This is a genomic window from Chryseobacterium sp. C39-AII1 (genome assembly GCF_039672645.1).
Classification (GTDB): Bacteria; Bacteroidota; Bacteroidia; order Flavobacteriales; family Weeksellaceae; genus Chryseobacterium.
Map to the genome: position 1 here is coordinate 210636 of NZ_JBDFPQ010000002.1, position 16349 is coordinate 226984.

At 35.3% G+C, this 16349-nt stretch carries 13 protein-coding genes; 6 read left to right on the top strand and 7 right to left on the bottom strand.

Annotation, left to right across the window (positions count from 1 at the left end):
* Positions 1–17: 17 nt before the first annotated feature.
* Complete coding sequence (locus ABEG63_RS03790; protein ID WP_346583105.1) at positions 18–2159, bottom strand: DUF5689 domain-containing protein; 2142 nt, start codon at positions 2157–2159, stop codon at positions 18–20.
* 13 nt (positions 2160–2172) lie between these two features.
* Positions 2173–4902: a carboxypeptidase-like regulatory domain-containing protein gene (locus ABEG63_RS03795; RefSeq protein WP_346583106.1), complete on the bottom strand. Its 2730-nt coding sequence runs from the start codon at positions 4900–4902 to the stop codon at positions 2173–2175.
* Positions 4903–5137: 235 nt separating this feature from the next.
* On the opposite strand from ABEG63_RS03795, the gene ABEG63_RS03800 reads away from it, so the two are divergent.
* Positions 5138–6337 carry an endonuclease gene (locus ABEG63_RS03800; protein ID WP_267405691.1) on the top strand — a complete coding sequence of 400 codons (1200 nt, stop codon included), beginning with the start codon at positions 5138–5140 and terminating at the stop codon, positions 6335–6337.
* 46 nt (positions 6338–6383) lie between these two features.
* Positions 6384–6806, top strand: a complete 423-nt coding sequence (locus ABEG63_RS03805; protein WP_346583108.1) for a DUF6146 family protein — start codon at positions 6384–6386, stop codon at positions 6804–6806.
* A 55-nt stretch (positions 6807–6861) separates the two neighbouring features.
* On the opposite strand, the gene ABEG63_RS03810 is transcribed toward ABEG63_RS03805, so the two are convergent.
* Positions 6862–7458 (bottom strand): superoxide dismutase, encoded by a 597-nt coding sequence (locus tag ABEG63_RS03810; protein ID WP_346583111.1) that lies wholly within the window; start codon positions 7456–7458, stop codon positions 6862–6864.
* A gap of 313 nt (positions 7459–7771) precedes the next feature.
* A complete protein-coding gene (rho, locus tag ABEG63_RS03815; protein WP_346583113.1) occupies positions 7772–9616 on the bottom strand; it encodes a transcription termination factor Rho in 1845 nt (614 codons plus the stop codon).
* A gap of 146 nt (positions 9617–9762) precedes the next feature.
* Between rho and ABEG63_RS03820 the strand changes: the two genes are divergently transcribed.
* From ABEG63_RS03820 to ABEG63_RS03835, 4 genes are all read left to right on the top strand, one after another.
* Complete coding sequence (locus ABEG63_RS03820; protein WP_346583115.1) at positions 9763–10152, top strand: DUF4293 family protein; 390 nt, start codon at positions 9763–9765, stop codon at positions 10150–10152.
* 198 nt (positions 10153–10350) lie between these two features.
* Positions 10351–11274, top strand: coding sequence for a M28 family peptidase (locus tag ABEG63_RS03825; RefSeq protein WP_267405699.1), 924 nt, complete (start codon positions 10351–10353; stop codon positions 11272–11274).
* Between the two features lie 214 nt (positions 11275–11488).
* Entirely contained in the window at positions 11489–13327 is a 1839-nt protein-coding gene (locus ABEG63_RS03830; protein WP_312389534.1) for an ABC transporter ATP-binding protein, read from the top strand.
* Positions 13328–13405: 78 nt separating this feature from the next.
* Complete coding sequence (locus tag ABEG63_RS03835; RefSeq protein ID WP_346583118.1) at positions 13406–13753, top strand: DUF1801 domain-containing protein; 348 nt, start codon at positions 13406–13408, stop codon at positions 13751–13753.
* A 358-nt stretch (positions 13754–14111) separates the two neighbouring features.
* Here ABEG63_RS03835 and ABEG63_RS03840 read toward each other — a convergent pair whose 3' ends face one another.
* The 3 genes from ABEG63_RS03840 to ABEG63_RS03850 are packed head-to-tail and all read right to left on the bottom strand — an operon-like array spanning position 14112 to position 16247.
* Positions 14112–14768 (bottom strand): phosphatidylserine decarboxylase family protein, encoded by a 657-nt coding sequence (locus ABEG63_RS03840; RefSeq protein ID WP_346583119.1) that lies wholly within the window; start codon positions 14766–14768, stop codon positions 14112–14114.
* Positions 14768–15640, bottom strand: a complete 873-nt coding sequence (locus ABEG63_RS03845) for a phosphatidate cytidylyltransferase (RefSeq protein WP_346583120.1) — start codon at positions 15638–15640, stop codon at positions 14768–14770. The genes ABEG63_RS03840 and ABEG63_RS03845 overlap by 1 nt, the downstream gene beginning before the upstream one ends.
* 25 nt (positions 15641–15665) lie before the next feature.
* Positions 15666–16247 (bottom strand): LUD domain-containing protein, encoded by a 582-nt coding sequence (locus ABEG63_RS03850; protein ID WP_267405705.1) that lies wholly within the window; start codon positions 16245–16247, stop codon positions 15666–15668.
* Positions 16248–16349: the final 102 nt, after the last annotated feature.

Below are 16349 nucleotides of genomic sequence, written 5' to 3' on the forward strand. Positions count from 1 at the left end.
AAATATTTTAAACTCGATTATTGAGCTTTAATTTTGAAATCATCAATCTCCCAAGTAGAAGATGCAGAAGTTGTAGAAGTATATTTAAATGCAATTCTTACGTTTTTACCTAAGAAGGCAGATAAATCTACATTCCCAGAGCTTACCCAGTCTCCAAATGCTCCTGTATTGGTATCCAAGATTGGTGATAGCTGCGTCCAAGTAGTTGTAGAAGGATTTCCACTGTAGTTATCCGTTGCGTATACTTGCAGAACATTTCCTGCATATCTTACGTCTGTCGTAAACGTTACTGCAGCTTTCGTTTTACCTACTAAGCTTACCGCTTTAGAAATCAACCAGTCTTCGTTTGCGTTACTTGTTCCTACAAACCCATTCATTACAGCATAATAGTTTGTTCCGTTTCCTTGGTTAGAAGTTGTCCAAACCTGAGCTCCAAGAACGTTTACTAAAGTCCAGTCTGAAGTGAATCCACCTGAAGCAAATTCGTCGCTATAGATTGTAGGAAGCGGAGTATAAACCGTTCCATCACATCTTGCATTAGTAAACTTAATATCTGTAAGCTGAGGAATCCAAAGCTGATAGCTATCATTAAAAATACTTACAACAGCATAGATATCACCTTTACCACCTGCCACATCAATAGCACTAGCTGTTTTTAATCCGAAAATAGCACGTCCGCTGGTTCTCAATGTAATCTTGTTTCCTGAACAATCTTCTAATGTTCTGTTAGATGTCGCTGTACCGTCTGCATACGTTCTACCCAAATCACCATCTACGAATTGTAGATCTTTAATTTTAATCCATCTACCAACATCAGCTTTTGTAAGTTGAGTGATAGTTCTTTCTGTTGCGACAACTGTTCTTGGTAGAGAATTGCTATCGAATAAATACTTATAGATTTCTTCGTCTTTAATTCTGTAGGCAACCGCAGAAGAAGAATCATTTGACCCTAATTGAAGTTCACCACTAACGTTTCTGATATGCAAATCTTTTAATTTGATATATAAATCTTTACCAAGCTTAAATCTATTTTCAAGATATAAATCTGCTCTGTTGATATTTACTTTAATACCTCCTGTAGCATCTTCTACGTAAAGATATTTAAAAAGGTTTCCAGTTGCATCATCAGCAACAATCTGTGCTTTAAGATAGTAATCACCCGTAATCTTTAAAAGACCATTTGGAGCAAGACTTCCTGCCAACTGTTTAACTTCTGCTACTGTTTTTGCCGTTAATCCATCTGGGCTAAAGCTGCAGGGATCTTTATCTTTACCATCTAAACGAGGGAAAGCAGGCCCAACATCTGTAGGATTGTTGGCATCCATCTTCAAGTCTGAAAGCTTGTTGATATATAATTGGTAAGTAGAGTTATATTTACTAAAAATACCTACAAATCTTCCTTTACCTGCAGGAACAATTTGGTTAGCAAAAGATGCATATCCACTATTTCTTACAATTGCAGTTGATACATATTTAAGAGTTGAACTATTCCAACCTTGCCCAATTGTTTTATCCACAGTTTGTCCATTAGGAGCAAAATTTGTACATAATGCTCTCTCGTCGAATTCTACGCCATCAAGCTGTACTAGACATCCAATAAGAGCATCGTTTGCAGCAAATTGAGCCATTGTTAAAACTTTAGGTTTAATATTTGCTCTTTCGTTACAATCTCTAAAAATATGATTTGGAACCTCTTTTTCTAAAATTCTGGTTCCTGCAGGAGTTACCTGGCCTAGTTGTCTTACATTACCATAAGCTGTTACAGATAAGCCTTTTAGCTCGATATATACTTTAGAACCTTGTGGAAATCTAGTATAAGCACTCACCATATCAACACTTACCGTTAAACCTTCTGTCGGGTTTTCCGGAGCATCCTGAATATAAATTGTTTTGTAGATATTTCCAGATTCGTCAGTTGAAGAAACGTATCCTTCAACATAGGCGTTTTCTGTAATTTCTTCATTTAAAGTTTTTAGCTTTAAATCATGCAAAGTCCATTTTACAAACTTGTTGTTTGTATTTGTATAATAATCAGCATTTCTACACTGATAATTATCTAGATTGGGAGCATCGTATTTGTCGTCATGCACACAGCCTATAATAACCAAGGCTGTAATGACAGCAACAATATAAGAGAAAATTGAATTATATTTTTTCATAGTAGTCAATAGTTTAGAATCTTAAATAAACATTAGTAAAGAACGTTCTTCCTCTATCATACCAAAGTTTTGGTCCGAAGTAAGGAGTCCCTCTGTTGTATTCTTCCAAAGCATCCGGAAAGTTTGCCAATCTTCCTTGCTCGAATCCTCCAGTTACGTAGTTTCTGTTATTTAAAATATTATTTACAGAAACACTGATTCCCATTCTGTATTTTCCAAATTGGAAAGATTTTCCTGCGTTAGCATTCAACATAAACTGATCATCAAATTTCTTCTGTGCAGTCAATTGTTGGATAACATCAGGAGTAGCACCGTCGTAAATCAAATCTGTTCCAGGAACTGTATAAAGAGTTGCCGTTTTGTTAAGCGCTGAAAAATCTAAATACTGATCCATCAAATAGTTTGCAGAAGCACCTACCCACCAGTATTTAGGCGAATTGTATTTCAACCCGAAAGAGAAAGCTTTTTGAGGAGTTCCCGCTACTTTGTAATCTTTCACGTTTGCTGTACCAAAGCTTCTGAATCCGTTTTGATCATCAAATGAATATACCTGAGGAGTATTTGTAAATTTATATTCACCTACACTCGCAACACCGGTAGCATTTAAAGTAGGAGTAACTTTAACATCGAATCCTAATTCAGCACCAATATATCTTTTGTCCGCTCCACTCATTGCTTCGTTGATCAACGTATTATAAGACCCAGAATTGGTGTTTACAGCAGCATAATATCTTGCGATTTCAGTTGAATTACTGATTGTTGTATAATAACCGGATAATCTTAATTTCAAAATTTGACCTCTCATGATGTAGCTCAAATCATTTGAATTTACAATCTGATTTTTAACACCCGGAGTTACATAGTCTACAACTCTTGGGTTAATATAAATTTCGTTAAGTGTTGGTGCTAAACTGAAGAAAGCCCCGTTATAAACGATGAAGTTTTTACCGTTGATTTTATAGGTAATTTTACCTTTAATACCGGCATCTAAAGCATTGTAAACAGCACTTTTTCCTTTAGAATTATTAGCAAATTGAGCCAATCCGCTTCTGTAATCTCCATTTCTGTAAGCCTCAGAATAAGAAGAGAAGATAGACGCAACGATATTCCATTTGTTGAAATCAACTTCTGTAGAAACGTTTAAAGTATAGTGATTTTTATGAAGCTGATAAGAATACTGAGTTCTGTCTCCTTCTTTTACTTTATAATTTTCATCATCACTATTATATCTTACATCATTATTGAAAGGGTTAAGATTATTAGCATAATTAGCCCCTAACAAATCTTTGATTCTTCTAAAGTTATCTGAATTTAGATTCTGATAATTAAAGTTAATATTTAATTTCCAGTTTTCTTTTAATCTTGTATCAAAGTGAGATGCCCAGTTGAATGTTTTATCTTTATTCACATCCTCCACCAATGTGTAAGAAGCACCTTTTTCTGAACCATCCATATTGGTAAGGTTCAAACGGTTGGTATTGTATAGATAATTCCAGTCGATTTGAGATTGAGCTTTAAACTCATCTGCCGTTAAAAGACCGTAGCTAGGAAGTTTTCTGTAATAAGTCGGGTTCGGGTCAGCTGCGTGGAACCAGTCAAGTCTGCTTCTTGCATCGCTACCGATTTGGTAAGAAACAGTGTTCGTCCAGTTTGAGCTTTTCCCGATTTTCAAATAATCAGTTAGCATAAACATCGGTTCGAAAACCTTTCTGATTCTTGAGTTTCTCTTCTCACCATCTTGCCATCCCCAATATGAGTTGTAATCTTTACCCATGATGTCATAAACTTCCTGAGTATTTGGAGAATTGGATGCTCTATATGTGGGAGAACCAAAAGCTGTTAAGTTGATCGAGTGTCTGTCACTGAATTTCTTCTCGATAGATCCGAAATATGCATAAGCATCTTGGTAAACCCCATCAATAATAGCTTTATCACCCCATCTTCTACTTGCAGAGAAGGTAAATGCCCATCCACTCTTGCTAAGGCCAGAAGAGTAAGTAGCCATTAATCTGTGCAAATAACTTCTATTAGTAAATGAATATGCTAACGAAGTCTGTTTTCTATAAGAAGAAGCTCTTGTATTGTAGTAAACTACCCCACCTAAATTACCGAAAGTATATTCTGAAGGCGTAATATTGTCTACGTTTTCGTAAGGATATCTTGTAACATCGTTAAGACCTCCCCAGTTACTAAAATCGATTCTACCGTCATCATTTTTAGACATAGAAACACCATTAAATACCACATCCTCAAATCTGTTGTCTACCCCTCTTGGTCTGAACCAGTAAGCACCTAGTTCAAAAGCGGAAACATTTTGGAAAGCATCTCTTCCTGAGCTTAAAAGTCCTACCGTAGGCTGCATTGCAGAACCTCCGTCTTCAGTGTCATTTGCAGAATCATCGATTACAACAACTCCTGCATCTGTTCCTAAACTGTAATTAAGTGTAATAACACCTAAGTCTTTTCTCTTCTCATCAGCAGTTACATCAAACTCCAAAATTTTAGATTCAAAATTTGGTTTTGCAACGGTAATAAGATAATGGCCAGGCTTTAAATCCACAAACTGGAAGTATCCAATTTTGTCCACAGTCACATCGTCTGTAGACTGCGCCAGATCTACTTCTGCTCTCTCCAATGGCTTACCTTCAGCATCTTTAACATACGCAAAAACAGTAGTTTGTGCGAAGTAATAAGACGCAGGAAGTAATGTAAACAAAGAGATTAAGGATAGTTTTTTAATCATAGTAAACTTGTTTTTAACTCCTTTTTATTTAAGGGGCAACAAATTTAGGACTATTTTCATTAATCCAAACATTTTTAGCCTTTTATTCTATTAATTTTTCTTAACGCACCATCATTATGCTAAAAAAATCCCTTTTTTCTAATTAATCACAAAAACGTATATTAAAATTTTTTAACCTTAAATATTATATAAAATTAGTACTTTTACACCCCTTAATTTTTTGAATACTAAGAATATGAAGAAATATTTAATCGCTGTTGCTGTTTTTTGCTCCACCTTTGCATTCTCGCAACAGAAACAAGTAAAGAGAGCTGCCGTAGGTTTCCTGAACGTAGAAAACCTTTGGGACACAGTGCCTTCAGCTGATTATATTGATGGAACATTGTCTGTTTCAAACCCTGCTTTTCATAGAAGTGTACCTGTAGATTCTTTGAAATATCTTGAAACAACTGAAGATTACAAAGGTGAATGGAATGATGAGCTTTTAATGGGTAAAAAAGTAATCCGTAAGCAAATTTTAGCGGATGAATTTACAGAAAACAGCCCAAAAAGATGGGGAGCCAAGTTTTATAATCAAAAATTAGAAAACGAAGCAAAAGTAATTTCTGAACTGGGGAGACAATATACCAATGACAACCCAGCAATCTGCGGATTGATTGAGGTTGAAAACAGACAGGTTATCGAAGATTTAATTAAACAACCTGCTTTGGCAAAAAGCAATTACGGAATTGTTCACTTTAATTCTTACGATGCCAGAGGTATTGATGTGGCGATTATTTATCAAAAAGCAAGATTTACTGTTTTAAATTCATATAAAAAAGAAATTAAGATCTTCAACGAAGACGGAAGAAGAGAATACACGAGAGATATCGTAGTTGCGATTGGTTTATTGGATGGTGAAAAAGTAGCCGTTTTGATGAATCACTGGCCATCAAGAAGAGGTGGCGAAGCAATTTCTCAGGCAAAAAGAAACACCGCAGCTACCGTTTTGAAAACTGAAATGGAAAAGATCACCGCAGAAAATCCTGGAGTTAAAATTTTCTCAATGGGAGATTATAATGATGACCCTGTGAGTCCAAGTTTGAAGAAACATTTAAATGCGGTTGGTGACCCAAGCGAATTGTCTGATAAATATCCTTATTATAACTTAATGTATAAATTATACAAGGCAGGTGTTGCTTCTTTGGCATACAGAGATGCACCAAATTTATTTGACCAGATCATTGTTTCAAAGAATTTATACTCTCCAGAAAAGCTGACTCCAACTTATAGTATTTACAAGGCCGAAATTTACGCTCCATCTTATTTAGTAAATAAAGAAGGGCAATGGAAAGGCTATCCTTTACGTTCTTGGGACGGCGACAGGTTCACCGGTGGTTATAGCGATCACTTTCCAGCAGTTTCAATTGTTCAGAAAGAATATGTTAAGAAATAAAATTAAAGCACTCATTTTGAGTGCTTTTTTTGTGTAAATTTAGGATATGAAAAATCTTCTTCTCATTATTTTTATTGCTCTTATCCCTTTTAGTTGTGGCGCGCAAAACAAATCTAAAAGCGATAAAGAAAAGTCAGAAATTAAACCCTCAAAAAATGAGGATGGAGAATGGGATATCACTGTAATCGATACTCAGTTTGATTATTTTCTGAATGCCATTGCAAAACCCATGAATCAGTATTCAGAATCTTATTTGAAAACAAAAAATACAATGCTGGTAACGGAGTGGAATTCTTATTATTTTTCAGGAAAATACAGAAATGTCATCGAATCATCGATTGATTATGATCCCAAAGAAAATTACGGAATTAAGTTTGAATATAAGCTCTATCAAGTTTTCGCGTATGTCAATTGGAAATATGGCTTAAAAATGAACGGCTTAACCGGAAGTGACGGCGTAAGATATTAAAAGTAAAAAGGTTCAGAATTACTCTGAACCTTTTCTTTTTTATGATAGCTAAAAATTATTTGTTGAATAATTCTTCTACTTTATCCCAGTTTACCACAGAGAAAAACGCTGCCACATAGTCAGGTCTTCTGTTTTGGTAGTTTAAATAATAAGCGTGCTCCCAAACGTCAAGTCCTAAAACCGGAGTACCTTTCACGTCTGCAACAGGCATTAACGGATTGTCTTGGTTTGGAGTAGAAGTTACAGAAACAGAACCGTCAGCATTTTTTACTAACCAAGCCCATCCAGAACCGAATCTTGTTTTTGCAGCATCAGAAAAATCAGTTTTGAATTTTTCAAGACCACCGTAAGCTTCGATAGCAGCTTTTACGTTTCCTACAGGCTCATTGCTTCCCCCAGGAGTTAAAATTTCCCAGAATAAAGAGTGGTTGAAGTGCCCTCCTCCATTGTTTCTTACCGCTGGCTTATCAGTTCCCGTCTGGTTGATTTCTTCTATTGTTTTTCCTTCTAGGTCAGTTCCTTTAATTGCATTATTTAAATTGTCGATATATGCCTGGTGGTGCTTTGTATGGTGAATTTCCATAGTTTTAGCATCAATAGTTGGCTCTAATGCGTCGTAAGCATATCCTAGTTTTGGTAATTCAAATGACATAATTTTATTTTTAATGTTATTACCCAAATTTAACCATTATTTAAACTATTTTCAAACAATGGGGATTACTTTAATAAATCTTTAACATTGATATATTGATTTAGAATGAATTAAATTTTTAAGTAATGAAGTTGGAGGCTGGAAGATGGAAGTTTATTGAGTTCGAATTAATGTTGAATTGAAAATTTTTTCCACAAAAAAACAAACATGGTCATTAAAAACTTCCCGCCTCCAACATCCATCTTCCCGCCTAAAAAAGCCAAAAAGCACGAACATTGCTGCTCGTGCTTTTCATTTAACAAAATTAAATTAATTATTTATTCATAGACATCAGGAATTCTTCATTATTAAGAGTTCCTTTGATGTTTTTACTCACAAATTCCATCGCTTCAATAGGATTCATTTCAGAAAGATATTTTCTTAAGATCCACATTCTCTGAGAAGTAACTTCATCAAGAAGCAAATCATCTCTACGAGTACTCGAAGCTACCAGATCAATTGCCGGATAAATTCGTCTGTTGGCAATTTTTCTGTCTAATTGAAGTTCCATGTTACCCGTTCCTTTGAATTCTTCAAAAATCACCTCGTCCATTTTAGAACCTGTATCAATAAGAGCCGTTGCTATAATCGTTAAAGATCCGCCCCCTTCAATTTTTCTAGCCGCCCCGAAGAATCTTTTTGGTTTGTGAAGTGCATTGGCATCAACACCACCTGATAACACTTTTCCGGATGCCGGCGTTACTGTATTGTAAGCTCTTGCTAATCTGGTAATTGAATCTAAAAGAATCACTACATCATGACCGCATTCTACCATTCTTTGAGCTTTCGCCAAAACAAGATTCGCTACTTTTACGTGCTTATCTGCCGCTTCATCAAATGTAGATGCAATAACTTCCGCATTTACACTTCTTTCCATATCGGTAACCTCTTCCGGACGTTCGTCGATCAAAAGTACCATCATGTAAACTTCAGGATGATTGGCTGCGATAGAATTCGCAATATCTTTCAACAACATTGTTTTACCCGTTTTTGGCTGGGCAACAATCATTGCTCGTTGTCCTTTCCCAATTGGCGCAATCAAATCCACAATTCTTGTAGCCATTGTAGATCCTTTTCCTGCCAGGTTGAATTTTTCTTCAGGGAAAAGTGGAGTTAAATATTCAAAAGCCACACGATCTTTAATGAAAGCAAGATCACGGCCATTTACTTCTGTTGGTTTTAATAAAGAGAAATATTTTTCACCTTCTTTCGGAAGTCTTACAATTCCTCTTACTGTATCTCCGGTTTTCAGACCAAAATTTCTGATCTGTGCCGTAGAAACGTAAACATCATCTGGCGAAGAAATATAGCTGAAATCTGAAGAACGTAAAAATCCGTAGTTATCCGGTAAAATTTCCAATACCCCTTCAATACTTACCATTCCGTCGAAACTGAACTCTTTTTTCTGTTCATGATGTTCCTCCGTTCTTTCAGAATGTTGCTGCTGTTGCTGTCTATTCTGATTTTGGTTTTGATTCGGATTCTGGTTCTGATTTCTATTTTGATTTCCGTTGTTATGCGGATTGTTGTGTTGTCCTTTTTGAGGTCTTGCCTGATTTCTTTGTTGAGGGTTATTAGACTTTTCTTCTGCGGGAGCAGCTTCTTCGGAATCTGTGTTTTTTGGAGCTTCTGTTTTCTCCTGAGGAGTTTCTGTGTTACCTGCATTCGTAGTAGGCGAAACTCTTTTTCTTTTTTGCTTAGGCTGTGCTGCTGCAGTTTGCGCTTCCGGAGTCGCTGTAGATTCAGCTTGTATTTCTTCCGCTTTTGGCTCTTCAGAAACAACTTCTTTTACTTCTGCCTCAGGTTTTTCCTCAACCTTTGGTTTGGTTTCTGCCGGAGCTTTTGTTTCTGCTTTCGGTTTAGCTGCCGTTTTCTTCGGAGCAGCTTTTTTAGCAGGAGCCTTCGTTGGTTTTTCCGCTACTATTTCCTCAGTATTCGTACTGGTTTCTGTGGTGTTGAAATAATCTTTTGCCACTTTGGGATTTGAGGCCTGAAAGTCAAGAATTGCAAAGATTTTGTCATTTTCATTGCTGTTCCTTGCAACTTTAACGCCCAAATCTTTTAAGATTTTAGTCAACTCCGTTACGGATTTTGACCTTAACGTTTCAATGTTAAACATATTTAATGTAAAAAATGTAATTAATTGTGAATAAGAAAAGTAAGTCCGGTGACTGTTGTTTTCAAGTGCATTCGTATAATGCAAATCTACACTTATTTTTGAATTGTGCAAAATTTATATTACTTTTGCCAAGTATTTAATATTCAATGCTACAAAGAATACAGACTATATGGACTTTTTTAGCAGTTTTGGCTGCGGTGTTCCTGTTCGTGACAGGGCAAGATGTTATCATTTCCGATAGCATTCCTGTGCTAAATATTGGTTGTGTGGTACTTGTTTTGGTTGGATTGCTGAGTGTTTTCAGCTTTAAAAACAGAAAAAGACAAATTTTGCTGAATAATATCAGCATCATTATAAACGCTTTGTTGATTGGTGTATTGATTTACTGGTTACTAAAATTATCCGGAGGAGTGCAAATTCCTGAGAAGGGTATTGAGCCAATTTTCCCATTGATCGCGATTATTTGTTTGTTTATCGCAAACATCTACATCAAGAAAGATGAGAGGCTCGTAAAATCTGTAGACAGACTTCGATAACCTTACAACGATTTTTTGAGTGAGAACAGCTTCTTTTTAGGAGCTGTTTTTTTATTTTTTAGCTTAAAGAGCTTTGTCAAAGTTTAAAACTTTGACAAAGCTCTGACGTTAAAATCTCAGAAAGATGCAAAAAGTAAAAATTAAAGTGCAACATTTCTGTTTTAACTGCGACATATTATTTATTAAATTTGATCTAAAATGAAAAAACTTACTTACCTCACCTTTTCACTTTTCTCGATATTTACTTTTTCTCAGGAAGTTTCAAAAGAAAGAGTTCAAACCGTACTTTCAACACTGGCTTCAGATGAAATGAAAGGCCGCGAAATAGGAACTCAGGAAAACGAAAATGCCGCCAATTATATTGCTAAACTTTTTAAGGAAAATAATTTAGAATATTGTACCGGAAATTCTTATTTAGTTCCGTTCGATTATAAAGGAAAAACGGCGTACAACGTTTGTGGAGTTAAAAAAGGAAAAACGGATAAATATCTAGGCTTTTCAGGGCATTTCGATCATATTGGTGTTAGCAAAAAAGAAGGAACCGACACTATTTACAACGGCGCAGATGACGATGCCAGCGGAATTACAACTTTTGTAGGCATTGCAGATTATTTCAAAAATAAAAAGCCTGATTTCTCAATGGTTTTTATGGCATTTAATGGTGAAGAGAAAGGCATGCTGGGTTCAAAAGCCATTTCTACAGATAAAAATTTAGATAAAATTTATAATAACATGACTGCTCTTTTCAATTTTGAAATGGTAGCCACAGAATCTGAGTTTGGTAAAAATGCAGTTTTCATGACGGGAGATGAATTTTCAGATCTTGCAGAGCTCTTCAATAAAAATGCGGTAAACGGATTAAAAATATATCCAGATCCGTATGCTAAAGAACAATTATTTTACAGATCAGATAATGTAAGTTTCGTGAAAAAGAAGATCATTGCCCATTCTATTTCTACGGCAGATATGAGCAAAATAACCCATTATCACCAACTCAATGATGATGTAAATGTGGTGGATTTTGATAATCTTACAACCCTTATTAATAATTTCGCAAAGACTTTTGAAAAGCTTAATACAAAGAACTTTGCCCCGAAATATAATGATACAGTAAAGTTTTAATAAAGTTTTAATAAAATTTTAATGACAACCAAAGACCTTCACCTGCGAAGGTCTTTTATTTTATTCATAAGATAAATAATACAATTCCCCTCCTATTTTGATCTAAAACTGTAACAAAAGCAAAAGAATATTCACCTATTATATAAAGTAAAACGTTACACAAAACGTCTTATCATTTAAATTACGTAATTTTGCTATCCAATTTTTTCATTGAATGAATCAATATATAAAAATATTAAAGTTCGCGAGACCCCATCAAAAATACATTTACGGAAGTTTATTCTTCAACATCATGTATTCTGTATTTCAAATTGCGTCTTTGGGAACTATTCTTCCGGTTTTGGGAATGCTTTTCGGAACCATTGAAGCTAAAAAATACAAAACGGCTCCGGTTTATTCAGGAGAGATTCTGGATTTCTTTTCTTATGCAAAAGAGTATGCCAACTATTATGTTCAAAGCATGGTTACGCAATATGGTGCATTGAATGTTTTGGCTTGGCTTTGTATCATCACTGCTTTTATGTTCTTATTAAGAAACCTTTTCAGATATTTGGGATCTTTTTTACTCATCAATTATCGTGTAGGTGTTACCAAAGACCTTCGTGGAGCGATGTACAGAAAAATTCTTTCTCTACCCGTTTCATTTTTTACAGAAAGCCGAAAAGGAGATCTAATGTCTCGTATGTCAAATGATGTAGGTGAAGTGGAAGGAAATATTTTAGGAAGTTTGGTTGAATTAATCAATGCTCCTTTTATGTTGATCAGTACTTTGGTGACTTTATTTTTCTTGAGTACGGAAATGACACTTTTCTCACTTTTAGTTTTACCTGTAATGGGAACCATGATCGCTTTGATTGGAAAAAGTCTGAAAAAAGATTCTCACGAAGCGCAAAACGAGATGGGAAATATTTTTTCTATTGTGGATGAAACTTTAAAATCGACAAAAGTTATTAAGATTTTCAGTGCCGAAAAAATAATGGACAACCGTTTTATGAAGTCGATGCAAAAATGGATCGACAGTTCCATCAGATTAGGCAGAAAAAAGGAATTAGCCTCTCCCATGAGCGAATTTTTGGGTTCGGTTACCTTCTTAATTATCGCTTGGTACGGAGGAAAACAAATCATTGTAGAACAGAGCATTTCGCCAGCCGATTTCCTTGTTTTCTTAGGAATTTTCTTCCAAATTTTACCACCAGTAAAAAGTTTATCCCAATCAATTTCCAATGTTCAAAAAGGAGAAGCTTCGCTGGAAAGAGTATTGGATATTTTGGATGCTGATGTGAAAATTGATGAAGTTGCCAATCCGGTTTCTATTTCAACATTAGATCACTCCATTGAATTTAATAATATTGGTTTTTACTATGATAAAGACCACACAATTCTTAAAAACTTTAGCTTAAGCATTCCGAAAGGTAAAACAGTGGCTCTTGTAGGGCAAAGTGGTAGTGGTAAAACAACCATTGCTAACCTTTTAGCAAGATTTTATGATGTTTCCGAAGGAGAAATTCTTATCGATAAAACCAACATCAAAAATTTAAAACTACAGGAATATCGCCAGTTATTAGGAATGGTTACTCAAGAATCGGTATTATTCAATGATACGGTTTACAATAATATTTTGATGGGTAAACCGAATGCTACGAGAGAAGAAGTAATTGCCGCAGCAAAAATTGCTAATGCCGATGCATTCATAACGGCGCTTCCTCAAGGTTATGATTCGAATATCGGGGATGATGGAGGAAAACTTTCCGGAGGTCAAAAACAGAGGGTTTCTATCGCAAGAGCGGTATTGAAAAACCCACCAATCATGATTTTGGATGAAGCAACCTCTGCTTTAGACACCGAATCTGAAAGATTTGTTCAGGATGCGTTGGAAAAAATGATGGAAAACAGAACTTCCCTAGTGATTGCTCACCGTCTTTCAACCATTCAAAAAGCCGATTGGATTGTAGTAATGGAAAAAGGAGATATCGTAGAACAGGGAACTCATCACGAACTAATCGCCAAAAAAGGAACGTATCAGAAATTGGTTGAGCTTCAAAATTTTGATTAAAACGGTCGGAAGTTAGGAGAGGGAAGCTGGGAGTTTACTAGCATCATGCTTATTTTCAATCCAAATAAAACAAACAAAATGAACCCCATACAAGAGTATTTCTACAGAATCGAAGAGCCTGATAGAAGTACTCTTCTTTTTTTACGCAAAAAGATCCTGGAATCTGATACGGAACATATTACCGAAACTTTGAGCTTCGGTCTCCCGTTTTTTAAGTATAAAAAGAAAATGCTTTGCTATCTCTATTACAGCAAAAAGCACAAACAGCATTATATTAGTTTTTATCACGGCGATCGGCTGGATCATCCTTTACTGCTTCAGGAAGGCAGAAAGAAGTTTAAAATCCTTTTAATTGATATGGAAGAGGATTTGCCAATAGAATTGGTTTTAGACCTTATAAAAGAGGTTAAAACGTTTATTAAATAATCAACTTCATCATTTGTTGGGTGATTACAAACAATCTTGTTTTGCTTCACAGAAGTACTCCGAAGATCTCCCGCAACTTGTTTGAAACAAAATACGAACTCCGGAGATGACAAACAACCTTGTTTTTAACATTTGGAGAAAGTATTTTATTACAAACGTGGTTGTTTTAAATGATCGGAGAACTTAATTTTGTTACAACCATTCTTATCTTAATTGACTTTCTTTTTAATTAAATTAAAATATACTTTAAACAAAGGCTTTATTCAACAAAATCATTAATTAACCTTTTGTATCAATTATAACTGCATAAAAAAGAGCAAACTTAGTTTACTCTTTTCCTGAAATATTTAAAATATTTTTAATTCTCTTTTAATTTCGCGATCACATCCAGACCACCTTTGGTAATGTCTCCGATCTTACAGATAATTTCTGTGTCTAAAGGCAAAAATACGTCCATTCTCGAACCAAATTTAATAAAACCGAACTCGTGTCCCGCTTTTGCTTTATCACCTTCATTACAATAGAAAACAATTCTTCTCGCCACGTATCCTGCAATCTGTCTGAAAACCACTTTATGATTGGTTAAACTCTGAACAGCAACCGTTGTTCTTTCGTTTTCAGTAGACGATTTTTCGTGCCACGCCACAAGATATTTTCCGGGGTGATATCTTTTGTAAATCACCTCTCCGGAAACGGGATATCTACAAATATGCACGTTTAATGGCGACATAAAGATAGAAACCTGAATGGCTTTTCCTTTGATGAATTCATCTTCATCTACCTCTTTTATCATGACCACTTTTCCGTCTACAGGTGCAATCACGTTTTCTCTGTGCTCCAGAATATCACGATTCGGAACTCGGAAGAACCAAAATACCAAACTGTAAACCACCAACAATGGCATGATGATCAGCAACGACCACATTTTAAGGAAATAAATAGCTAAAGCACCCAATATTACAAAAAGGATGGTGGCTACGGTAATCGTACCTTTCGATTCTTTATGCAGTTTCATTAAATAAATTTTTCTAAAATAAAGTACAAATATACAACAGGAGCGCAGATTAAAAAACTATCCAGCCTATCTAATACTCCGCCATGCCCAGGAATGATGTTTCCGCTGTCTTTTACGGCGAAATTTCTTTTCAGTTGGCTTTCCACCAAATCTCCTAATGGTGCAAAAGCTGCTACCAAGAAACCAACAACCATCCAGTTTCCACGAAGATCCTGCTGATATTTTTCAATGAAATAAGATAATATTAAAGTTAACACCACTCCACCGATATATCCTTCCCAGGTTTTTTTAGGTGAAATTTTCGGAGCCATTTTATGTTTTCCAAAAAATTTTCCAACCAAATAAGCAAAGGTATCGCTGCTCCAGATTAATATAAAGAGGAACAGCACTTCTAAGGTGAAAGTATCTTCATACGTAGAATACTTTGGTAATCCCAATGCAAAACTGAAAGGAAGTGCCACATAAATAACGGTGAATATTAATTTTCCGCTATCGAAGTATAATTCGTTTGGATATTTAAATAAAGTAACGGCTGCGATTAAAATTAAAAGCAAAGCCAGAATTTCACTCAGTCTAAAATCAAAGAAAAAATCGTGATGGAAATATCTTTTTGAAAAGATATAAAATATAAAGCCGATCAACGGGAAAACAACCCATTTTTCGTAGCCGTTTCCGAATTTCATAATCTTTACACACTCCCAAGAACCGACAGCCATTAAAAGTGTTATTAAACCATAAAACAAATATTGTTGTTTAACAAGATCCGGAGAAATACTGTTGATGAGTTGTGCTCCCAAAGGAGTCGTACAAAGAATGATAACTGCAACGTAGATAAGTCCGGAAAGGGTTCTTTGAATAAGATTTTTGTCCAAAATTTAAAATTTAGAAAGTTGATGCTTAATCTTCAAGCAACAATAAAAATAGTTTTGTATTACCTGTGGATACGGTATCCATCTTCGACTGGCTTCCGCTGATGGAAGTAAGGTTCTTAATATTCCCGTTTCGCTTTATTTTGCTCATAGCATCGTTAAGATTACTCACGATTTGCGAAACATTGGCGATAATGATAATTTTTTCTGGCAGTCTTGAAGAATGATAATGGAGAATATTATTATGCGAAAGCATGATTCTGCCATCATAAGCGATAAGGTATTCACACGAGATGAACGCCGCATCGTTTGACGACTGCAATTCTGAAGTGTAAGAAGTCTTCACAACATTCAAAAAGTTCTGAAGATCCTTATCCCAACAGAAGAGATTTCTCATTCCTTCAATTTTGATGATTTGGTTTAAAGTCTGTAGAGCTTCCGCTTCATCCGCACAATAATTAAAAAATCCTCCCGAATGCGTAAATAATTGCGCAAACTTATAGTCGAGATCCGCATTTTTCAGCGAGTCCCCTAGCTTTTCCAGGCTCTGTTTATCCTCTTCCTCAGGCTGGTTTGTCAGTTTGCTTACAATCCTCTTGAATAAATTCAACTTAATTTATTTTTAGTCAACTTTATACAAAAATAAAGAATTAATTACAATACAGTCCAAAAATCTCCCTTTAAATATGAAAAAACCTGACAATTTAGCTAT